The following is a 20,125-nucleotide window of genomic DNA, read 5'->3' as shown; positions in this document are numbered from 1 at the left end:
CTGGAATGACTGCCTCTGATCCGACGAGTTCCGCCGCTGGCGACGCTGCTGACCAACGTGGCGCGCGCGCCACCCAGGATCCGGCCAATCGGCCCGATCCGGCGAGTTCGCAGCCCGGGCAGGGCCCTGGCGGCATGGCCGCCGGCGCCTTTGCCATCACTGCGGCGCAGGGTCTGCGGCCGGATGACGAGGGTGCCCAGGCAGGCGGCCACGTATTGTACTCGGCTGCGTACTCGCACTACGCGCGCCGCGTGCTGCAGGCCCGGCCCGACCTGCCCGCCATCCTCGCCGCCGCGGTCGCGCAGCCGCTCACGCGCGACTGGATGCAGGCCCGGCTGCAGGCGCTGCACGAACCCTCGGCCGATGCCGAGGAGTCCGCCAAGCGCGCCCTGCGCCGGCTGCGCGCCGAGGTCATGTGCGCGGTGATCGAGCGCGACCTGCGCGGCCTGGCCACCCTGGGCGAGGTCACCGGCGCCATGACCGACCTGGCCGAACTGGCGATCCAGCACGGCCTGGCGATGCTGGGCGATGACCTGGCCACCACCTTCGGCCGCCCGGTCGGCGCGCTCAGCGGCGAGGTGCAGGAGCTGGTGGTGGTGGGCATGGGCAAGTTGGGCGGGCGCGAACTCAATGTCTCGTCCGATATCGACCTGATCTTCCTCTACGACGAGGACGGCGACACCCAGGGCGGTTCGCGCAGCCTGTCCAACCACGAGTACTTCATCCGCCTCGGCCGCCGGCTGATCAACCTGCTGGCCGACGTGACCGCCGACGGCTACGTGTTCCGCGTCGACATGCGGCTGCGCCCCAATGGCGACGCCGGCCCGCTGGCGTGCAGCCTGGGCATGCTGGAGGAATACCTGGTGGTGCAGGGACGGGAGTGGGAGCGCTATGCCTGGATCAAGGGCCGCGTGGTGTCGGCGCTCGGCACGGCGCATGCGCAGCGCACCGCCAGCCTGCTGGCGCGGCTGACCACGCCGTTCGTGTTCCGGCGCTACCTGGACTACGGCGTGATCGCCGCGATCCGCTCGCTGCACGCGCAGATCCGCAGCGAGGCCGCCAAGCGCAGCGGCGGGCTGGCCGGCCACGGTGTCAACCAGCGCTCGTTCAATATCAAGCTGGGTCGCGGCGGCATCCGCGAGATCGAATTCATGGCGCAGGTGTTCCAGCTGATCCGCGGCGGCCAGGACCCCGCGCTGCGGATACGGCCAACGCTGGAAGTGCTGGCCGTGGCGGTCGAGCGCGGCCTGCTGCCTGCCGGCCAGGCCGAGCAGCTGGGCGATGCCTACCGCTTCCTGCGTCAGCTCGAACACCGGCTGCAATACCGCGACGACGCCCAGACCCACCACCTGCCGACCACGACCGACGAGCAGCTGGCGGCGGCCCGGATGATGGGCTGCGCCGACTGGCCCGAGCTGCTGGCACGGCTGGCGGCGCTGCAGGACCCGGTCGCGCAGCAGTTCGAAGCCACCTTCTCTAGTCCGGATGCCGGGCCGTGCGAGGCCCTGTGGCCGGACATCGTGATGGACGACAACGCCGCGCGCGCGCAGGACAACCCGCAGGAGGACGAGGCCGACCGCGAAGGCGAGTGCGCCGCGCCGTGCGAGCGGCTGCAGGCCGCCGGCTTCACCGACTGCACCGGGCTGCTGGACCGGCTGCGCGCGATCGCCTCGTCGCTGCGCTATCGCGCGCTGTCCGAATCCAGCCGCGCGCGCTTCGACCAGCTGGTGAACCGCGCGCTGGACCTGGCCGCGCGCCAGGACGATGCCGACAGCACCATCACGCGCTTTATCGACTTCCTCGAGGCGATCAGCCGCCGCGCCTCCTACCTGTCGTTGCTGTCCGAATACCCGCAGGCGATGGACCGCGTCGCGCAGACGCTGCATGCCTCGCGCTGGGCCGCGGCCTACCTGACACGCCATCCGCAACTGCTGGATGAACTGCTCGACAGCGACGCGCTGGCCGGCGCGCCGGACTGGGCCGCCTTCCGCAAGCGGCTGCATGAGCGGCTGCTGGCCGCCGAAGGCCAGATCGAGCAGCAGATGGATATCCTGCGGCGCGAGCACCATGTCGAGACCTTCCGCGTGCTGCTGCAGGACCTGCAGGGCATGCTGACGGTGGAGCAGGTGGCCGACCGCCTGTCGGACCTGGCCGATGCCATGCTCGAGGCCACGCTGGAAACGGTCTGGCGCCAGCTGGCCACGCGCCACCTCGAGACCCCGCGCTTCGCGGTGATCGCCTACGGCCGGCTCGGCGGCAAGGAGCTGGGCTATGCCTCGGACCTTGACATCATCTTCCTGTATGACGACGACCATGAGCGCGCGCCCGATGTCTACGCCGCCTATGCGCGCCGCCTGATCACCTGGCTCACCAGCCATACCGCGGCCGGCGCGCTGTTCGACGTCGACACGCGGCTGCGCCCCAATGGCGCGGCCGGCCTGCTGGTGACCAGCTTCGATGCGTTCCGCCGCTACCAGCTGCGCGAGGGCGACAACACCGCATGGGTTTGGGAGCACCAGGCGCTGACGCGCGCGCGCTTCTGCGCGGGCGACGCCGCCATCGGCGACCGCTTCGAGGCGCTGCGCGACGAGGTGCTGTGCCAGGAGCGCGATGCCGCCGTGCTGCGCGGCGAGATCGTGCAGATGCGCCACAAGGTCGCCGAAGGCCATCCCAATCCGACCGACCTGTTCGACCTGAAGCACGATCGCGGCGGCATGGTCGATATCGAATTCACGGTGCAGTACCTGGTGCTGCTGCACAGCCGCGCGCATCCGCAGCTGACGCGCAACGCCGGCAATATTGCACTGCTGCGCGAAGCCGGCGAGCTGGGCCTGATCGATGCCGCGCTGGCACTGGCGGTGGGCGATGCCTACCGGCTGTTCCGCGCGCGCCAGCACCAGCTGCGGCTCGACGGCCAGGCCCACGCGCGCGTGGTGCCGGCGTCGGTGGCCGCGCAGACCGTGCAGGTACGCGCGCTGTGGCAGGCCGTGTTCGGTGAGGACTGACGCGGCGGCAGGCCCATCGGCACCCGCCGGGGCGTCGTGGCCGGGGCTGCTGGCGGCGATCGCGCTGGTGTGGGCGCTGTCGGCCTGCTTCACCTTTATTCCATGGTGGCACGCGCACGGCCTGTATCTGCGCGATGCGGTGCGCCTGGACGGGCAGTGGTGGCGCCTGGCCACGGCCATGTGGGTGCACCTGGACGCGCACCACTGGCTGGCCGATATGCTGGCCGCCACCGGCGTGTTGGCCATCTCCGCGCGCGTGGCGCGCGCGCGCAGCCTGTTGCTGGTGCTGGTCGCCTGCGGCATCGCGGTGCAGGTGGTGCTGCTGCGCGTGCCGGCGATCGCCTGGTATGGCGGACTCTCGGGCGCCTTGCACGGGCTGGCCCTGTGGGGCGCGTTGGGGCTGTTGCGGGCGCCGGGCCTGGCGCGCGCCACCGGCGTGCTGCTTTGCCTGGGCGTGCTGGCCAAGGTCTGGGTGGAACAGTCGTGGCTGGCGCCGGTGGTGTTCAGTCCGGCCTGGGGCTTTGGCGTGGTGCGCGCCGCGCATGCGGCCGGCGCCGTGGCCGGCCTGCTGTGCTGGGTGTTGCAGGAGTGGTGGCTGGCGCGGCGGCCGGCGCGCAGCGACGGCGCTGCCGCCTGAGCCGCCCCGGCTTGCTGCTACACGCGACGCCGCAGCGCGAAGGCGAGCAGGCCGGCAAGTGCCAGCAGCAGCGCGGTCCAGGGCGGCACCGCGCCACCGCCACCGCCGCCGCCGTTCGAGGCTGGCGCAGGCGCGGCCTGCGCCGCTGGCGTGGCCGCCGCAGCCACCAGTGCGCCATCGGCATCGAGCAGCCCGGCGCCGCAAACACCCGGATTGGTGGTGCAATAGGTGCCTGAAGGATGCGGGCGCGCCGAAGCCTTCAGCGCTGCAGTGACCTGGGCCGGGGTCAGCGAGCCATTGACCGCGAACATCATCGACACCACGCCCGAGACCATCGGTGCGGCGAAGCTGGTGCCCGCGGATGAGGTCACGACATAGTTGCCAAGGGAAGTCTTGCCATCGTTGTTCAGGGTGCGAATGACCGAGGGCGTGACCGTGCACTGGCCATTGACAAGCCGCGAGTTGCCACACCCTCCGCCCGGTGCGCTGAGCGTGACTTGCGGACCAACATCGGCATAGCTGGCATTCTCGCCGTCATTGACATGCGCGGTGACCGCGATCACGCCGCTGCAGTCGGCCGGCGCTTCCACCGCGCCGCGGTTGTTGCCCGCCGCGGCCACCACCACCACGCCGAGCGCATTCAGGTCGTTGACGGCCTGCTGTTCGATGCTGCTGCAGGTGCCACCACCCAGGCTGATATTGACCACGCGTGCCGGCGTCGGGTTGTCCGGCACGTTCGGCACCGACAGGCCGCCAGCCCAGCGCATGCCGTCGACAGTATCGGACAGCAGCGCGCCGCAGCGCCCCGAGACGCGCACTGGCAGGATGCGCGCATTCCAGTCGACGCCGGCGATGTCCCGCCCGTTATTGGTCAGTGCGCCCAGCACGCCTGTCACGCGCGTGCCATGCCAGCTGTTGGTGGTGGCCGTCTGCGTGGGTGTGGAGCTGCCGGGGCAGGTGAAGCCGACCGGGACGTTGTCGCCGGCGTCGGTCGGGTCGCTGTCGCGGCCGTCGCCATCGTTGGAAACGGTGGTGTTGCTGATGAAGTCGTAGCCGGGCAGCAGCCGTCCAGCCAGGTCGGGGTGCGGCAGGACGCCGGTATCCACCACCGCGATCACCACGCTGCTGCTGCCGCGGCTGCGGTCCCACGCGTGCGGCAGGTTGACGCCGCCCACCGCGGTGCCCGTGCCCATCAGGTAGGGCTGGTTGACCTGGAACTCGGGATCGTTGGGCAGGGTGTCGTGCAGCTTCAGCCAGCGGTCGGGCACGGCATCGGCGATGCGCGGGTCCTGGCGCAGCCGGGCCGCGGCCGCTTCCGGGTCGGCCGCCACATCGTCGGGCACTTGCACCAGCTGCAGGTTGCCGCCCATGGCCCGGCGCGCCGTGACGGCGATGCCGGTGCGTTCGCTCAGCTGCTTGAGCGCATCCGTCGCGGCGGGTGTCTTGCCGGTGCCGTTGCCATCGACGGCAGATGTGGTGCCATCGCGCCAGCGCACGATGATGTGGCCAGTGTAGGCGGGTGCGGCATGCGCGCCGGCAGCGAGTGCCGTACTGGTCGGTGCCGCGCCACACACAGCGGCCGCGGCCAGGACGATTACCCGCCAGCGGCGGGCCACGAAGCTACGACAGGTAACAGACTGCGCGGATTGCGGCATGTACTCCTCCCTGGGACGTGGCGCGCTCTGGCTCGGGCAGCGCGGGGCTTCTTATGTAGCGAATACGATTCAGCCGGGTTGCGCAAGGACGACGGAAGGTTTAGTCCCCGTCCTTTATGCAGGGCTTCCGCACTGGTGCAACCCTGGCCTCAGCTTTGCGGCATGTCGCGGCTGGTGGGGATACTGCGGCTGGGCTTGATCAGCCGGTCCGGTTCGGCGGTTTCGATGCGCGGTGTGGCACGCAGGGTTTCGACCGCCTGCTGGATTGTGACGTCCGCGGACGCCGAGATCGCGGTGACCAGCCACACGCCGCCGGACATCGGCCGCTTGACCACATAGCGGATCGGGCCCTTGATCTCGGCCAGCAGCTTGCCGGCGTCTTCCGACAGGTTCACCGCGGGCGGCTTGAAGCGGACCATGATGTCGCCGATGGCCCGGTCATCGCTGATGCTGCCCGGCGGCGGGGCCGAGGCCTTGGGCTGGGCCTGGCAGGCGGACAGCGCCAGCAGTGCGGCCGATGCGGCGGTGGCGATGGCCAGCACGGCGCGCAGCGAGGCGCGCGGGCGGGACCGGAGGCCGGTTGGCAGCGCTTGGCGGGTCATGGTGAAGCTCCTGTCAGTGTATGGGTTGGCGCGCGTTGGCGCACAAAGCGCCGGACCGCTCAGCCGGCGGCGGCGCGGCGGCTGCGCCTGGCGTCCTTGCCCGCGCGGGCTGGCTGGCTGCCCGGATTGTCGGCCATGCCTTGCGAGAGCATCTCCTGCGCATGTTGCAGCGTCGTGGCGGTGACGGTGGCGCCGCCCAGCATGCGCGCGGTTTCGACCACGCGGCCGGCGGGGTCCAGCACCCGGATGCGCGAGCGCGTCACCGAGCCGTCGCCCTCGGCGGTGGTTTCCTTGCTGACCAGCAGGTGCGTGTCCGCCTGCGCCGCCACTTGCGGCAGGTGGGTCACGCACAGCACCTGGCGCGCGCGGCCCAGTTCCTGCAGGCGCCGGCCGACCACCTCGGCGACCGCGCCGCCGATGCCGGTATCGACCTCGTCGAAGATCAGCGTGGGCGTGGGCGAGGCTTCGCTGGTGATCACCGAGATCGCCAGGCTGATGCGCGCCAGTTCGCCGCCGGAGGCCACCCGGGCCAGCGGCCGCGCGCTCACGCCGGCGTGGCCGGCCACCAGGAACTCGACCTGCTCGAGCCCGTAGCTCTGGCCTTCGTCGAGCGGATTGAGCGCGGCGACAAAGCTGCCGCCGGCCATCGACAGGCCCTGCATGGCGTCGGTGACCGCGGCGGACAGCGCCTGCGCGGCCGTATTGCGGGCGTGGCTGAGATGCTGCGCCAGCGTCAGGTAGGCGGCCTTGGCCGCGGCCTCGCGCGCCATCACCTTGTTCAGGTCCTGCGCGGCCTGCAGGTCGTCCAGCTGCTGGCGGCGCGCGATCAGCTCGTCGGGCAACTGCCCGGGCGGTAGGCGGTACTTGCGCGCGGTGGCGTGCAGCGCCTGCATGCGTTCTTCCACTGCCTGCAGCCGCTCGGGGTCGAGTTCGAGACGGTCGACATAGCGCGTGAGCGAGTGCGCGGCTTCCTCGGCCTGCACCTGGGCGGGCTCGAGCGCGGCCAGCACATCGCGCAGCGCGGGGTCGACATCGACCAGCTGCTGCAGCTTGTGCACGATGGTATTCAGCGCCGACAGCACCGAGCCGTCGGCCTCGGACAGCGCCTCGAGCGCGGCACGGCTGCCGTCGATCAGGCCGGCGGCGTGCGACAGCCGGTTGTATTCGGACTGGATCTCTTCCCACTCGCCCGGCTGCGGGTTGAGCTTGTCGAGCTCGCCGACCTGCCATTCGAGACGCTCGCGCTCGAGCTGCATTTCGCGCGACTGGTGTTCCACCGCCTCGCGCTGGCGCACGCAGGCGCGCCACGCGCGCCAGGCCTCGGCCACGGCGCCGGCCTGTTGCGTGAGGCCCGCATGGGCGTCGAACAGCAGCCGCTGTGCATCGGGACGCAGCAGCAGCTGGTGCGCGTGCTGGCCGTGGATGTCGACCAGCTGGTCGCCGACTTCGCGCAGCTGTGCCAGGGTCGCGGCGGCGCCGTTGATGAAGGCCTTGCTGCGGCCGCCGGCGTCGACCGTCCGGCGCAGCAGCACGGTCGGCACGCCGCCGTCTTCTTCGCTGTTGAGCTCGCGTTCGGCCAGCCAGGCGTCCAGCGCGGGGTGGGTCGAGAAGGTGGCGCTGACGCTGGCGCGCGGGGCGCCTTCGCGCACCACGCCGGCGTCGGCGCGCTCGCCCAGCACCAGTGCCAGGGCATCGATCAGGATCGACTTGCCGGCGCCGGTCTCGCCGGTGAAGACGGTAAAGCCGGAGGTGAAGTCCAGGTCGAGCGTATCGACGATGACGAAATCACGGATGGACAGGCTGCGCAGCATCGTGGCGTGGGAGGTAGTCGGTCCGATGGGTTCGGGCTGAGTCTTGAGGGGCGGCTCAGAGGCGGTTGTCTTCGGACGGATACTCGTGCCAGTGCAGCTTCTTGCGCAGCGTGGCGTAGTAGTTATAGCCGACCGGGTGCAGCAGGTTGATGGTCTTGTCCGAGCGCCGCACCACGATGCGGTCGCCCGGCAGCAGCGAGGTCAGCGACTGCATGTCGAAGTTGACGCTGGCATCGCGCGCGCTGGCGACTTCGATCGTGACCTCGGCATCGTGCGGCAGCACGATCGGCCGGTTCGACAGCGCGTGCGGGGCGATCGGCACCAGCACCACGCCCGATAGCGTAGGATGCAGGATCGGGCCGCCGGCGGACAGTGCATAGGCGGTCGAGCCGGTGGCGGTCGACACGATCAGGCCGTCGGACCTCTGGTTGTACATGAAGTTGCCGTCCACCGACACCGCCAGCTCGACCATGCCGGAGATGCCCGAGCGGTTCACCACCACGTCGTTCAGCGCCAGCGCTGAAAAAATGTCCATGTCGTCGCGTACTACGCGCGATTCCAGCAGCAGACGGGTCTCGGCCTCGTAGCGGCCGTCGAGCATGTCGGGCAGCACCGTATGCGCGTCGTCGAGCGAAATATCGGTCATGAAGCCCAGCCGCCCGTGGTTGACGCCGATCAATGGCACGTTATGGCCGGCGAGCTGGCGGGCGATGCCCAGCAGCGTGCCGTCGCCGCCCAGCACCACGGCCACGTCGGCCTGCCGGCCGATCTCGTCGGCGGACAGGGCCGGGTAGCCGGTCAGCCCGGTGGCCAGCGCGGTCTCGCGCTCGAACACGACATCCTGGCCGTTACGCAGGATATAGGAGGCGATCTCCTCCAGCGGCCCTTCGATGCCGGCGGTGGAGTACCGGCCCACCAGGGCGACGGTCTTGAACGGAGTGCGCACGGCGTTGGCTTTGGGGGGGGCGGACATGCGGGGATTAGACCATACCGCCATGACGGTTGTCAGCATGCGCCGGCAGGCCACCCAGGCCGGGCGCCAGAAGGTCCAAAACTTGCGTAAAATCGGGGCATCATGGATGAACGTTCCAAAACGCTGCTCAAGACCCTGATCGAGCGCTATATCGCCGAAGGTCAGCCGGTCGGTTCCCGCACCCTGTCGAAGTACTCGGGGCTGGACCTGTCGCCGGCGACGATCCGCAATGTGATGTCTGATCTGGAGGAAATGGGTTTCATTTCCAGCCCGCACACCTCGGCCGGCCGGATCCCGACACCGCGCGGCTACCGGCTGTTCGTCGATTCGATGCTGACGGCCAAGCCACTCGAGCGCAACGCCGATCTGGCCGAGCTGACCGGCCAGATCCAGGACCAGCTTGGCGGCCAGCAACTGGGGCCGCAGCGCATGATCACGGCGGCCGCGCGCACGCTGTCCAACCTCTCGCACTTTGCCGGGGTGGTGATGACGCCGCGCCGCGCGCAGGCGTTCCGGCAGATCGAATTCATGCGGCTGTCGGACAAGCGCATCCTGCTGATCATTGTCAGCCCCGAGGGCGATGTGCAGAACCGCATCATCCAGACCGAACTGTCGTACACGCCGGCCCAGCTGATCGAGGCGGCCAACTTCTTCAACTCGCACTATGCCGGCATGAGCTTTGACACGGTGCGCAGCCACCTGCGGGTCGAGCTGCAGGACCTGCGCCGCGACATGTCGCAGCTGATGCAGGCCGCGGTCGAGGCGGGCAGCGTCGCCGAGGACGAGGACGACGACCACGTCTTTATCAGCGGCGAGCGCAAGCTGCTGGAAGTGGACGACCTGGCCTCCAGCATGGACAAGCTGCGGCGCCTCTTCGACGTGTTCGAGCACAAGACCAGCCTGCTGCAGCTGCTGGACGTGTCCAGCCATGCGCAGGGCGTGCAGATCTTTATCGGCGGCGAGAGCCGGCTGGTGCCGATCGAGGACATGGCGGTCATCACCGCCCCGTACGAGGTCGACGGGCAGATCGTCGGCACGCTTGGCGTGATCGGCCCGACGCGCATGGCGTATGAGCGTGTGATTCCTATCGTCGACATTACAGCGCGGCTGCTGTCCAGCGCCCTGAGCCAGAACTAGTGAGAAGACTAGCTGGTCTGACAAGCGGCTCCGTCCCTGGCTCCATTCCTACCGAGCGCGGCAATCGCCGGTGCGCCATAACGGTGCCATCCCGGCACCGTGCCAACCCGGAAGCGACATGACGTTTTCCCCCGAACCGGCCTACCAGCACGGCCAGGCGCCGCGCACGGCGCTCCTGCTGGTCAACCTGGGTACCCCGGACGCCCCCACGCCCAAGGCGGTGGGGCGCTACCTGAAGGAATTCCTGTCCGACCCGCGTGTGGTCGAGATCCCGCGCGCGGCCTGGCTGCCGCTGCTGCACGGGGTGATCCTGCCGCTGCGCTCGCGCGCCTCGGCGCTGAAGTACGAATCGATCTGGCTGCGCGAAGCCCATATGACGGGCTCGCCGCTGCTGGTCTACAGCGAGCGCCAGGCCCACGCGCTGCAGCGGCTGATGCACCAGCACGGCCACGAAGTGACGGTTGCGTGCGCGATGCGCTATGGCAACCCGTCGATCGCCTCGGTGCTGGAGGCGCTGCGCCGGCAGGGCTGCGAGCAGGTGCTGGTGCTGCCGATGTACCCTCAGTACTCGGGCACCACCACGGCCACGGCCTTCGACGAAGTGTTTCGCGTGCTGGGCCAGTGGCGCAACCAGCCCGAGCTGCGGCTGGTCAAGCATTTCCACGACCACCCGGCCTATATCTCGGCGCTGCGCCAGCAGGTCGGCGCCTACTGGACGCAGCACGGCATGCCGGACTTTACCCGCGGCGACAAGCTGATCCTGTCGTTCCACGGCGTGCCGCGGCGCACGCTGGAGCTGGGCGACCCCTACCACTGCGAGTGCCTGAAGACCGGCCGCCTGCTGGGCGAGGCGCTGGGCCTGCATCCCGGGCAGTATCAGGTGACGTTTCAGTCTCGTTTCGGCAAGGCGGAATGGCTGCAGCCCTATACCGCGCCAACGCTGGCGGAACTGGGCAAGGTCGGCGCGGGGCGCGTCGACGTGTTCTGCCCGGGCTTCCCGGCCGACTGCATCGAGACACTGGAAGAGATCGCCATGGAAGGGCAGACTGAATTCAAGGTCGCGGGCGGCAAGGACTTCCACTTCATTCCGTGCCTGAACGATGCCGCGCCGTGGGTCGCGGCGATGGCGGAGATCGCGCTGCAGCACCTGCAGGGCTGGCCGCTGGCCACGCCGCATCCGCATGAACTGGAAGCGCGGCGCACGCGCGCGCAGACGCGGGGGGCGGCGGCATGAACGTGGATTTCGAGCCGAATGCGCGCCAGCGCATCGACAAATGGCTGTGGTGCGCGCGCTTCTTCAAGACGCGCTCGCTGGCCGCCGAAGCGGTCGAGCGCAGCAAGGTGACCGTCAACGGCCAGCCGTGCAAGAACTCGCGCGAGGTGAAGCCCGGCGACAAGGTCGTGCTTGAGGCGCACCAGCAGCGCTGGGAACTGGTGGTGAAGGGCATTGCCCCGGCGCGCGGCCCGGCGCCGGTGGCACAGACGCTGTACCAGGAAAGTGCCGAAAGCCAGTCCCGCCGGCTGGCCGATGCCGAGCGCCGGCGCCTGGAGCCCGAGCCATCGGCACAGATCCAGGGGCGCCCGACCAAGCGCGACCGGCGCCGCATCGATCACCTGAAGGGCTGAAACGACAACGCGGCGGGGCCGGAGAACGCCGGCGCCGCCGCGCAGCCGTAATGAACTCGGGTGAACTCAGGTCGACGCTTATTCCTGCGTGACTTCCTGGCTGACGATAGGGACGATGTAGTGCTTGAACACCGCCTTTCCGCTGCCATACTCCGTATCGCGCGGGGTGAATGCGCCGGAAAGGCAGATAAAGACGGTCATGACCGCCAATGCGGTCAAGAGGCAGAGCGTCACGACTGGCAGCTTATGCATGACCAACCTTTCGGAAGAGGCACAAAAATGAACCATCTCCAGGGCTCCCGGCATTTTTGTCATTTTTCTTACTAAGAATCTTAGTGAGTGCGATGCAGCAAAGCAATAAGGCCTCGATTGCATATGGCCACGCTTTGTAACCGTGTATTTCCGCGTCTCGCCGGCGCCACTCTTGAAAACCGGCGCCGTGCCACCACTTGCACGTGAAACACGCCGATTTACCACCCGCGGCCGCGCCTCGGCGGGCCGCGACAATGTATTGATACGGATCGACATGGAAGAACAGAAGCAGACGCCATCCACCCAGACGCCGACGCCCGCGGGCGACGAGGCGGCCAATGCCGCCAATGCGAGCCAGGAGACCGGTGCGCCGGAAACCGCTGCCGTGGACGATGTGGCGGCCCAGCTGGCCGCCCTGGAAGCCAAGGCGCGCGAGCACTACGACCTGTATATGCGCGCCGTTGCCGAAGGCGAGAACATCCGCCGCCGGGCGCAGGACGATGTCGCCAAGGCGCACAAGTTCGCCATCGAGAACTTCGCCGACAACCTGCTGCCGGTCATGGACAGCCTGAAAGCCGCGCTGGCCGACGGCTCGGGCGATATCGCCAAGCTGCGCGAAGGCGTCGAACTGACCGCACGCCAACTGGCGGCCGCCTTCGAGCGCGGCAAGATCGTTGAGCTGAACCCGGTGGGCGAGAAATTCGACCCGCACCGCCACCAGGCCATCTCGATGGTGCCGGCGGAGCAGGAGCCTAACACCGTGGTGACCGTGCTTCAGCGTGGCTACACCATTGCCGACCGCGTGCTGCGGCCGGCGCTGGTGACGGTGGCGGCCCCGAAGTAAACCGGCACCAGGACTAGCGGCCGGGACGCGGCGGCGTGCCGCCCCGGCTTCTGACCTGACGCCCGGTGCCTCTGGCCCGGGCGTTCGTCTTTTGGAGCGAAGCATGAGCACCGAACCGCCGGCCGGCGTGGCCGATCCGTCCCGGGACGCCCATCTCGACCACCGCGCCTTCGACGCGTTCGCCATGCGCGAGGTCGATGACACCACCATCGACGCCGCCATTGCCGAGGCCGGCGACGCGCTGGTGTGCGTGTTCTTCTGGGGCGTGGACTGCTTCAACTGTGAGATGGCCAAGAAGGCCATGCTGGCCAGCCCCGAACCGGTGCGGGCGCTGGCGCTGCACTGGCTGCACGCCAACGTCTATGCGCACCCCGAGCTGGGGCGGCGCTTCGGCCTGCACGGTATTCCCGTGTTCATGTTCTTCCAGAACGGCAAGAAGCTGGGCCGCGCCACCGGCTGGCATGGCCACGGCCAGTTTGCCGCGGCGGTGGCAAACGCGCGCCTGAAGGCCAGCGGCAAGCCGCTGGCGGGCTAGAGACCGGGCAGCCTGGCAGGCAGCCTCAGCGCGATAGCGCGTAGCCGATGCGGAACTGCCAGGGCAGCTTGTGGTTGTAGTCGAGCAGGCTCTCGCCATAGCCGACGAAATAGCCCGCCATCAGGTAGCCGGCGGTGCCCGGGATCAGGCGCTCCAACGGGTAGGTCAGCTGCGCGTCGACGCTGCCGTACCACTTGCGCGTGCCCTTGCGCAGCGTGGCCGAGAATTCCCATGAGTCCGGGCGCCCATAGGCAATGCCCAGGTCCATGAAGCCCCGATAGTGGGCGATGTCGGGGTTTTCGCCCTTTTCCACATAAGCGTAGAGCTTGGGCGCGACGCGCCAGTGCCAGTCGTTCTGGTCGCCGAAGTAGAAGGTCGGCTTGACGAAGACCGTATTGATGCTGCGCGAATCGTCGCCGGCGCGGCCATTGGATTCATGCTCCAGGCCGGTCGCCAGCGACAGCCGGCTGATGACATTGTTTTTCACCCCGGTATCCGACAGGTAATAGAACAGGCTGGGCCGGTAGTTGGTGTCGCGGAACGGCTTGGACTGCTCGGACAGGTCCCACAGCGAGAACTGCGTATAGCCCACGTACAGGTTGTCGAACAGGCTTTTCGACGCCGGATCCTCGCCTTCGAACAGGCGGTACTTGAAACTCAGCTGGAACTTGGCGTTGGCGCCGTCATGCGCGCCGACCATGAAGTACATCGGGTCGTGGAACGACAGCCGGGCGCTGTCGCGCAGGTCGGCCGGTGCGGGCGCCGTGGCGCCTGCGGTGGTGACGGGGCTCACCGGCACGGCGGCGGCCGCCGTCTCGGTGGCGTCGGCGGCCGGCGCAGTGCCGTTCGCAGCCGGTGCCTTGCCGGCGACCGGCGGCGCAGCCGTGGTGGCCTCACCGGGCTGCGGCAGGCGGTTCAGCGTTACCAGGACCGGCGCGGCATCGATGCCGGTGGCATCCAGCCGCACCTGGCCGCGCAGGGCCGGCGGCAGCGCCACCGTGTAGCGGATGGCGCGGTGCTCGCCACGGCGCAGGTTGACCACCGCCGGGCCCGAGACCTCGCGCCACAGCACCAGCCGCACCGGTGCCTGCAGGTCGCCCGAGGCGGTCACCTCCAGCGTGTCGGGGATGCGGTAGCGGCGGGTGGCGTCGTCGGCCGAGACCACCAGGGTCAGCGTCAGCGGCTGGTTGCCGTCGATCACGCGCGGTGGCTGCAGCAGCGCCACGCCGGCTTGGCCGGCCAGGGGCCAGGCCAGCATCAGCGCGAGGCACAGCGGAGCAATGGCACCACCGGCCGGCGCCAGGCGGCTCCGGCGGGGAAGGGCAGTACGGGACATGGCTTGCGGGCACCGCGCCGCCATGTGACGGCAACGCGGCTGGGGAAAATACGGACCCACAAAGCCTACCACGCACCCGTCGGAGGGTTGTGACGAATTGTACGCTGCCCTTGGCGCGCGACGCGCACCGGACTTAGCGGTTGGCGCGGCGCCTGATGCAGTCGATGTAGTGGTCGCCGTCGGGCGGCTGCCCGGTGCGCTGTGCCTGCCACAGCATTTCACCAAGGCATTCCATCACCTGGTGCTGCGCTTCGTGTGGCGAGTCCAGCCGGCGCGCCAGTGCCTCATAGGCCTGGCGGATGCCGCGCGGCTGGTCGACCGAGACCTGCTCGGAAATCGACAGGTGCATCGACAGGTGCAGGAAGGGGTTGGTCTGGCCTTGCTCGGGGGTGTAGTCCTGCGCCAGCGCGCCTTCGGCGTCGCGCAGCAGGTCGTGGTACTCGGGATGCTCGCCGATCCAGTCGACGGCGATGGCTTCCAGCGGGGTCAGCACGCCACCTGTGATCTGCTTCTGCCAGGCATCGCAGAAGAACCGGCGGACTTCTTCTCGTGAGGGATTGAACATGGTGGCGACATTGTAAACGAGCGCCGCGGCCCACGCTGGCCGCTCCTGCCCGCCAAGTAGAATGCGGGATCGCCGACTTCCCGCCTGCCCGATGACCGCTTCCCCCTCGACCGCCACGGCCCACGCCCGCGACAAACTGGCCGGCGTGCTGCTGATCGCGCTCTCGGCCAGCGCCTTTGGCGCCATGGCGATCTTCGCGCGCTTTGCCTACGCGGCCGGCGCGGATGTCTACGGACTGCTGCTGGTGCGCTTCGCGCTGGCCACCGTGGCGCTGGCCTGGGTGATGCGCACGCGCGGCATCGCCTTGCCGCCATGGCGCCGCGTGCTGGCGCTGGCGGCGATGGGCGGCATCGGCTATGTCGGCCAGTCGTTCTGCTTCTTCAGCGCGCTCAACCATGCGCAGGCCAGCCTGGTGGCCCTGCTGCTGTACCTCTATCCGCTGTTCGTGACGATCCTGGCGGCAGTCTTCCTCAAGGAGCGGCTGACCACTGCCGCGGTGGTCGCGCTGGTGCTGTGTTCGGTGGGCGCGGGGCTGACCGTCGGCGGCGGCGAGGGCTCGCCGCTGGGGATTGCGCTGGGGCTGGCGGCGGCGGTGATCTATTCGGTCTATATCATCGTCGGCACGCGCGTGACCGCCGGCGTCAACCCGATCGCGACCACCACGGTGATCTGCACCGCGGCGGCACTGGTCTACGGCGCCGTCGGCCTGCTGCGCATGGGCGCTGGCGCGCCGCCGCAGTTCCCGGCCCATGTCGGCGGCTGGCTGGCGCTGGCGGGCATTGCGCTGCTGTCGACGGTGCTGGCGATCCTGACCTTCTTCGCCGGCCTGCAGCGGCTGGGCGCGGCGCAGGCGTCGATGCTGTCCACGCTGGAGCCGGTGGTCACCGTGTTGCTGGCCGCGCTGCTGCTGGGCGAGCATATCGGCGCGGCGCAGGCCGTCGGCGGCGGGCTGATCCTGGCCGGCGTGCTGTGGCTGACCGGTCGGGGCAGTGCGCCGGCGCCGGCCCGCGCCGATGTGCAAGGTAATTGAACAGCTTGCTCAAAGGCGCTGTCGTGGCGTGCACAAAGTGTTGGGTACAATCGCGCCTTCCCTCATATCTCGTACAGGAAAGAAGCGCATGTCCCAGATCGACAACGCCGCGCTGGCGCAGCTGTTCACCGAAGCCCGCACGCACAACGTGTGGCAGGACCGCCACGTGGACGACGCCGTGCTGCACCAGATCTATGAAGCGATGAAGTTCGGCCCGACCGCCGCCAACAGCAGCCCGGCGCGCATCGTGTTCGTCAAGAGCGCTGCCGAGAAGGCGCGCCTGGTGGACTGCGTGTCGGCCGGCAACGTCGACAAGACCCGCTCGGCGCCGGTGACTGCCATCATCGCCTTCGACACTGCCTTCCACGACCAGCTGCCCAAGCTGTTCCCGCACGCCGACGCCCGCTCCTGGTACGCCGGCAACGACGAGAAGATCGCCCGTGACGCGCTCATGAACAGCTCGCTGCAAGGCGGCTACTTCATCCTGGCGGCACGCGCGCTGGGCCTGGACTGCGGCCCGATGGGCGGCTTCGATGCCGACAAGGTCAACGCGGCCTTCTTCGCGGATGGCAAGTGGAAGGTCAACTTCCTGTGCAACCTGGGCTACGGCGTGGCCGACAAGCTGTTCCCGCGCGGCCCGCGCCTGTCGTTCGACGAAGCCTGCCGCATCGTCTGAACGCGCGGCGCGCCATCGGCGCCAAGGTAAAAAGCGACCCGCCATGGGTCGCTTTTTTGTTTGGCGCGCGGCGGCCTCAGGCCGTCCACTCCTGCGCGGGATTGCAGGCCAGGTAGCGTTGGGGCTCGGCAATGCCAAGCCGCGCACGGGCCGCGTCGATCGGTTCGTGCAGCAGCTTCTCGTAATCCTCGCCCAACAGCCACTGCGCTCGGCGGCCCAGCCGATAGCCTTCCAGCACGGCCCGCGCAAAGGCCAGGCTGCCGCTCACGCGCAGGCTCTTCAGCGACGCCGCGATGGCGATGAATGCCCAGCCCTTGCCGCCGGTCTGCGCATAGCTGAATGCCACCAGTGCGGCTTCGCCAAGGCTTTCGTCGGCCCGGTAGCCGGTGAGCACATGCCAGATGTCGTGGATGTCGCGCGTACGCCGGCCGAACCACATGTAGGCGTCCTCGACCACCGGTTCCTGGTCCAGGTTCGAGACCTTGGCCAGCCCGTCAGCGCTGTAGCCGGTCTTTTCCAGGAACGCGCGATAGGCCGCGCCGACCGTGCCCGGCGCGAACCTGGCGATGTATGCCGGATCCGACAGGCGCTCGGCCAGTTCGATGCGCTGGTAGACCATGCGCCGGCCGTCGGGCGTGCTCAGCAGGCGGCTGAAGTTGCGGGGCATCGACGGCCCGTTGAGCGCGCGCATGATGCGGAACACCTGCTCCGTGTCATTGCCGTTCGCCAGCAGCTTGCGAACAGCCTTGAACGCGGTGAAGACATCCTGCTTGTAGGGGTTGGAACCGGTCGTGGTGGTCATGGGCGGTCTCCCTGGTCAGGCGAGCTGTGCCTGCTCCGATGCCGACACGTGCAGCCGCGCGGCGGCTCTGCGCACGAAATCGACGCTGGTATCGATCGCGGTCACCGGCAGCATATGCCCGCCGCTGACCAATGTCAGCGTCGCGCCCGGTACCTTGGCCACGAGCGCTTCGCCATGCTCGGCAACGTCCAGGATGCGGTCGTCGCGGCCGAAAAGCACGCTGACCGGCACGCGTAGCGTGCCGTAGTGGCGCAGCATGGCCGGCAGGCTCTGCGCGGCGCCGATCAGGTCTTCGGACGCTGCCAGGAAGTGGCGCGGCCGCAGCGCCAGCAGGCCGCCGCCGCGCGTCGGGAAGTCATCCGGCACCGGATCCGGGCCGAACACGATATCCATGACTTCCGCGCGGTGCCGTATCGACATCGGCACCACCAGCGTCCACGCCATCAGCCGGCGCTGCCACGCGCTCGGCACCGTCATGGCCTTGAACACCGGCGAGATCGCCTTGGGCGGGTGCGTGAGAGGGGCGATCAGCGCCAGCCCGCCCACGCGCTCGGGATGGCGGATGGCCAGCGCCAGCGCAATCGCGCCACCCAGCGAATGGCCCACCACCAGCGGCCGCTCCAGGCCAAGCTTGTCGCACAGCGCGGCGAGGGCATCGGCCTGCGCCGGCAGGTCGGCGGCGCTGCCGGGCGTGCGCGTGGAATGGCCCGCGCCGGGGCGGTCGACGGCGATCACGCGGAAGTTCTCGGCAAGCGGCCCGATCATGCCGTAGCCAAAGTTTTCGAGCTGGCCCGACAGGCCATGCACCAGCAGCACCGCGGGACCCTGGCCGCGCTCCACCACGTGCAGGCGCGCACCGGGCACCTCGACAAAGCGGCCGGGGGGCGCCATGGCCGCTTCGATGCGCCGGGCGGTACGCCAGGTGAACAGGTATAGCAACGCGCCCAGCACCAGGCACAGCCCGATCAGTGCGGCGATGGCGGTCAGGAGGATGTTCATGATTGCACCTCGCCGGCGGCAACGGCCGGCACCGTGTCGTTGGCCGTGGTGTCCTGGCTGACCCGCTTTGCATCATGCACCCGGTGCGAATGAGGAGCGGGCGGCGGGACGTCGAAGCGCAGCACGCCGTCGGCGATGCGCCCGTGCCGGATCGTGAGCAGGTCCTTCAGGTAGTTCTGATGCACGCGCCATGGCTTGCGGTCGCCTTGCCGCGGCAGCACGCCGGCGGCACGCTGCACGTAACCGGAGGTGAAATCCAGGAACGGGGTCGGCTGCACGCCAGCGGGGGCGCACGGCACGGCCATGCGGTGCCCATGGCGGTCCATGTAGCGCAGCAGTCGGCAGACGTACTCGGCGGTGAGGTCGGCCTTGAGCGTCCACGACGCATTGGTGTAGCCGAAGGCCAGCACCAGGTTGGGCAAGTCGCTCAGCATCATCCCCTTGTAGGCCAGGCATTCGGCGGGGCGGCGCGGCTGGCCGTCCACCGTCACCGCAATGTCGCCCAGCATGTTCAGCTTCAGGCCGGTGGCCACCACCACGATATCCGCGGCCAGGGTCTTGCCGCTGGCCAGCACGATGCCGTCTGCGGTGAAGCGATCGATGGTATCGGTCACCACCGCGGCGCGCTCGTCGCAGATCGCGCGGAACAGGTCGCCGTCGGGCACCAGGCACAGGCGCTGGTCCCACGGCCTGTAGCGGGGCGTGAAGTGGGTGCCGACGTCAAAGCCCGGCGCCAGTTGCGCTGCGGCCATGCCGATCAGACGCTGTTTGACGCGATCCGGCCGGCGCCGCGCCAGCTGGAAGAACATCATGCCCAGCAGCACGTTTTTCCAGCGCGTGGCGGCGTAGGCCAGCCGCTCCGGCAGCACGCGGCGCAGCTTGTGGGCAATCGCGTCTTCGCCGGGGCGCGTCACGATATAGGTGGGGGAGCGCTGCAGCATCGTCACGTGGGCCGCGCTTTTCGCCATGGCCGGCACCAGCGTGACCGCCGTGGCGCCGCTGCCGATCACCACCACGCGCTTGCCGGTGTAGTCGAGCGATTCGTCCCAGAACTGCGGATGCACCATGCGGCCGCGGAACTGCGCTTCGCCTGCGAATTCGGGCCGGTGGCCCTGCGCATAGCTGTAATAGCCCGCGCACACATAGAGAAGGCGCGAGCGCAGGCGCAGCCGGCTGCGGTCCGCGGTGCGCTCGGCTTCGACCGTCCAGCAGGCTTGCGCGCTGTCCCATGCCGCGCTGACGACACGATGGCCGAAGCGGATATGTGACGTGATGCCGGCTTCCTCGGCGGTTTCGCGGATGTAGGCACGAATCGACGGCCCGTCGGCGATGGCCTTGGCGCCGCGCCAGGGCTTGAAGCGGTAGCCCAGGGTGTACATGTCCGAATCCGAGCGGATGCCCGGGTAGCGGAACAGGTCCCAGGTGCCGCCCATGGCCTCGCGGGCCTCCAGGATGGCGTAGCGCTTGCCGGGACAGCGCGTTTGCAACTGGCGCGCGGCGCCGATGCCGGACAGGCCGGCGCCTACGATCAGGACATCAAGGACGGCGTCATCGGAACTGGGGGCGGTCATGGCAGGGGCATCCGGACGAGTGGTGCTTCTGACAACATAGATTGTCAGAAGCCATCCGGCAAGTAATCT

General features: G+C 69.1%; 19 protein-coding genes. 9 read left to right on the top strand and 10 right to left on the bottom strand.

Features of this window, described 5'->3' with window-relative positions:
• Nucleotides 1-134 precede the first annotated feature (134 nt).
• Both glnE and rrtA read left to right on the top strand, forming a co-directional pair.
• Nucleotides 135-3,005, top strand: coding sequence for a bifunctional [glutamate--ammonia ligase]-adenylyl-L-tyrosine phosphorylase/[glutamate--ammonia-ligase] adenylyltransferase (glnE, locus tag DN412_RS11515; protein ID WP_482764215.1), 2,871 nt, complete (start codon nt 135-137; stop codon nt 3,003-3,005).
• A complete protein-coding gene (gene rrtA, locus DN412_RS11510) occupies nt 2,995-3,642 on the top strand; it encodes a rhombosortase (protein WP_115015185.1) in 648 nt (215 codons plus the stop codon). Before glnE ends, rrtA begins: the two co-directional genes overlap by 11 nt.
• A 17-nt stretch (nt 3,643-3,659) precedes the next feature.
• Here rrtA and mprA read toward each other — a convergent pair whose 3' ends face one another.
• From mprA to DN412_RS11490, 4 genes are all read right to left on the bottom strand, one after another.
• Complete coding sequence (mprA, locus tag DN412_RS11505; protein WP_115015182.1) at nt 3,660-5,297, bottom strand: MprA protease, GlyGly-CTERM protein-sorting domain-containing form; 1,638 nt, start codon at nt 5,295-5,297, stop codon at nt 3,660-3,662.
• A gap of 149 nt (nt 5,298-5,446) precedes the next feature.
• Nucleotides 5,447-5,899, bottom strand: coding sequence for a hypothetical protein (locus tag DN412_RS11500; protein ID WP_115015181.1), 453 nt, complete (start codon nt 5,897-5,899; stop codon nt 5,447-5,449).
• 59 nt (nt 5,900-5,958) lie between these two features.
• Nucleotides 5,959-7,710, bottom strand: a complete 1,752-nt coding sequence (recN, locus tag DN412_RS11495; RefSeq protein WP_078195791.1) for a DNA repair protein RecN — start codon at nt 7,708-7,710, stop codon at nt 5,959-5,961.
• A gap of 55 nt (nt 7,711-7,765) precedes the next feature.
• Nucleotides 7,766-8,683, bottom strand: coding sequence for an NAD kinase (locus tag DN412_RS11490; protein WP_115015178.1), 918 nt, complete (start codon nt 8,681-8,683; stop codon nt 7,766-7,768).
• Nucleotides 8,684-8,785: 102 nt separating this feature from the next.
• Between DN412_RS11490 and hrcA the strand changes: the two genes are divergently transcribed.
• From hrcA to DN412_RS11475, 3 genes are all read left to right on the top strand, one after another.
• Nucleotides 8,786-9,820, top strand: a complete 1,035-nt coding sequence (hrcA, locus tag DN412_RS11485) for a heat-inducible transcriptional repressor HrcA (RefSeq protein ID WP_115015176.1) — start codon at nt 8,786-8,788, stop codon at nt 9,818-9,820.
• Nucleotides 9,821-9,938: 118 nt separating this feature from the next.
• Nucleotides 9,939-11,054, top strand: coding sequence for a ferrochelatase (gene hemH / locus DN412_RS11480; RefSeq protein ID WP_115015174.1), 1,116 nt, complete (start codon nt 9,939-9,941; stop codon nt 11,052-11,054).
• Nucleotides 11,051-11,446, top strand: coding sequence for an RNA-binding S4 domain-containing protein (locus tag DN412_RS11475; RefSeq protein WP_115015172.1), 396 nt, complete (start codon nt 11,051-11,053; stop codon nt 11,444-11,446). Before hemH ends, DN412_RS11475 begins: the two co-directional genes overlap by 4 nt.
• Before the next feature lie 78 nt (nt 11,447-11,524).
• Here the strand turns inward: DN412_RS11475 and DN412_RS43765 are convergent, their stop codons facing one another.
• Nucleotides 11,525-11,698: a hypothetical protein gene (locus DN412_RS43765; protein WP_167471084.1), complete on the bottom strand. Its 174-nt coding sequence runs from the start codon at nt 11,696-11,698 to the stop codon at nt 11,525-11,527.
• A 274-nt stretch (nt 11,699-11,972) separates the two neighbouring features.
• On the opposite strand from DN412_RS43765, the gene grpE reads away from it, so the two are divergent.
• Entirely contained in the window at nt 11,973-12,542 is a 570-nt protein-coding gene (gene grpE / locus DN412_RS11465; RefSeq protein WP_115015166.1) for a nucleotide exchange factor GrpE, read from the top strand.
• A gap of 103 nt (nt 12,543-12,645) precedes the next feature.
• Nucleotides 12,646-13,077: a thioredoxin family protein gene (locus tag DN412_RS11460; RefSeq protein ID WP_115015164.1), complete on the top strand. Its 432-nt coding sequence runs from the start codon at nt 12,646-12,648 to the stop codon at nt 13,075-13,077.
• 25 nt (nt 13,078-13,102) lie between these two features.
• On the opposite strand, the gene DN412_RS11455 is transcribed toward DN412_RS11460, so the two are convergent.
• Both DN412_RS11455 and DN412_RS11450 read right to left on the bottom strand, forming a co-directional pair.
• The gene (locus tag DN412_RS11455; RefSeq protein ID WP_115015160.1) at nt 13,103-14,413 is read right to left on the bottom strand and encodes a phospholipase A; all 1,311 of its coding nucleotides are present in this window, start codon (nt 14,411-14,413) and stop codon (nt 13,103-13,105) included.
• A gap of 133 nt (nt 14,414-14,546) precedes the next feature.
• The gene (locus DN412_RS11450) at nt 14,547-14,978 is read right to left on the bottom strand and encodes a DUF1841 family protein (RefSeq protein ID WP_078195798.1); all 432 of its coding nucleotides are present in this window, start codon (nt 14,976-14,978) and stop codon (nt 14,547-14,549) included.
• A 91-nt stretch (nt 14,979-15,069) separates the two neighbouring features.
• Here DN412_RS11450 and DN412_RS11445 point away from each other — a divergent pair, with 91 nt between their 5' ends.
• Entirely contained in the window at nt 15,070-16,008 is a 939-nt protein-coding gene (locus tag DN412_RS11445) for a DMT family transporter (RefSeq protein WP_115015157.1), read from the top strand.
• An 88-nt stretch (nt 16,009-16,096) separates the two neighbouring features.
• Nucleotides 16,097-16,684 carry a malonic semialdehyde reductase gene (locus tag DN412_RS11440; protein ID WP_115015153.1) on the top strand — a complete coding sequence of 196 codons (588 nt, stop codon included), beginning with the start codon at nt 16,097-16,099 and terminating at the stop codon, nt 16,682-16,684.
• A 76-nt stretch (nt 16,685-16,760) separates the two neighbouring features.
• Here DN412_RS11440 and DN412_RS11435 read toward each other — a convergent pair whose 3' ends face one another.
• Genes DN412_RS11435 through DN412_RS11425 form a run of 3 tightly spaced genes read right to left on the bottom strand, consistent with a single transcriptional unit; the run spans nt 16,761 to nt 20,056 of the window.
• A complete protein-coding gene (locus DN412_RS11435; protein ID WP_115015150.1) occupies nt 16,761-17,486 on the bottom strand; it encodes a Coq4 family protein in 726 nt (241 codons plus the stop codon).
• Between the two features lie 15 nt (nt 17,487-17,501).
• The gene (locus DN412_RS11430) at nt 17,502-18,485 is read right to left on the bottom strand and encodes an alpha/beta fold hydrolase (RefSeq protein ID WP_115015147.1); all 984 of its coding nucleotides are present in this window, start codon (nt 18,483-18,485) and stop codon (nt 17,502-17,504) included.
• Nucleotides 18,482-20,056, bottom strand: a complete 1,575-nt coding sequence (locus tag DN412_RS11425; RefSeq protein WP_115015146.1) for a flavin-containing monooxygenase — start codon at nt 20,054-20,056, stop codon at nt 18,482-18,484. Before DN412_RS11425 ends, DN412_RS11430 begins: the two co-directional genes overlap by 4 nt.
• Between the last annotated feature and the right edge of the window lie 69 nt (nt 20,057-20,125).

The sequence above is a fragment of the Cupriavidus lacunae genome (assembly GCF_003353055.1).
Lineage (GTDB): Bacteria > Pseudomonadota > Gammaproteobacteria > Burkholderiales > Burkholderiaceae > Cupriavidus > Cupriavidus lacunae.
The sequence above is the reverse complement of the archived record's forward strand: the minus strand, read 5'-3'. Positions and strand labels throughout refer to the sequence as shown.

Bases quoted from the DNA above. Each gene is read 5' to 3' on its own strand.
- glnE (WP_482764215.1), top strand. From the start codon at position 135: ATGGCCGCCGGCGCCTTTGCCATCACTGCGGCGCAGGGTCTGCGGCCG.
- mprA (WP_115015182.1), bottom strand. From the start codon at position 5,297: ATGCCGCAATCCGCGCAGTCTGTTACCTGTCGTAGCTTCGTGGCCCGC.
- DN412_RS11500 (WP_115015181.1), bottom strand. From the start codon at position 5,899: ATGACCCGCCAAGCGCTGCCAACCGGCCTCCGGTCCCGCCCGCGCGCC.
- recN (WP_078195791.1), bottom strand. From the start codon at position 7,710: ATGCTGCGCAGCCTGTCCATCCGTGATTTCGTCATCGTCGATACGCTC.
- DN412_RS11490 (WP_115015178.1), bottom strand. From the start codon at position 8,683: ATGTCCGCCCCCCCCAAAGCCAACGCCGTGCGCACTCCGTTCAAGACC.
- hrcA (WP_115015176.1), top strand. From the start codon at position 8,786: ATGGATGAACGTTCCAAAACGCTGCTCAAGACCCTGATCGAGCGCTAT.
- hemH (WP_115015174.1), top strand. From the start codon at position 9,939: ATGACGTTTTCCCCCGAACCGGCCTACCAGCACGGCCAGGCGCCGCGC.
- DN412_RS11475 (WP_115015172.1), top strand. From the start codon at position 11,051: ATGAACGTGGATTTCGAGCCGAATGCGCGCCAGCGCATCGACAAATGG.
- DN412_RS43765 (WP_167471084.1), bottom strand. From the start codon at position 11,698: ATGCATAAGCTGCCAGTCGTGACGCTCTGCCTCTTGACCGCATTGGCG.
- grpE (WP_115015166.1), top strand. From the start codon at position 11,973: ATGGAAGAACAGAAGCAGACGCCATCCACCCAGACGCCGACGCCCGCG.
- DN412_RS11460 (WP_115015164.1), top strand. From the start codon at position 12,646: ATGAGCACCGAACCGCCGGCCGGCGTGGCCGATCCGTCCCGGGACGCC.
- DN412_RS11455 (WP_115015160.1), bottom strand. From the start codon at position 14,413: ATGTCCCGTACTGCCCTTCCCCGCCGGAGCCGCCTGGCGCCGGCCGGT.
- DN412_RS11450 (WP_078195798.1), bottom strand. From the start codon at position 14,978: ATGTTCAATCCCTCACGAGAAGAAGTCCGCCGGTTCTTCTGCGATGCC.
- DN412_RS11445 (WP_115015157.1), top strand. From the start codon at position 15,070: ATGACCGCTTCCCCCTCGACCGCCACGGCCCACGCCCGCGACAAACTG.
- DN412_RS11440 (WP_115015153.1), top strand. From the start codon at position 16,097: ATGTCCCAGATCGACAACGCCGCGCTGGCGCAGCTGTTCACCGAAGCC.
- DN412_RS11435 (WP_115015150.1), bottom strand. From the start codon at position 17,486: ATGACCACCACGACCGGTTCCAACCCCTACAAGCAGGATGTCTTCACC.
- DN412_RS11430 (WP_115015147.1), bottom strand. From the start codon at position 18,485: ATGAACATCCTCCTGACCGCCATCGCCGCACTGATCGGGCTGTGCCTG.
- DN412_RS11425 (WP_115015146.1), bottom strand. From the start codon at position 20,056: ATGACCGCCCCCAGTTCCGATGACGCCGTCCTTGATGTCCTGATCGTA.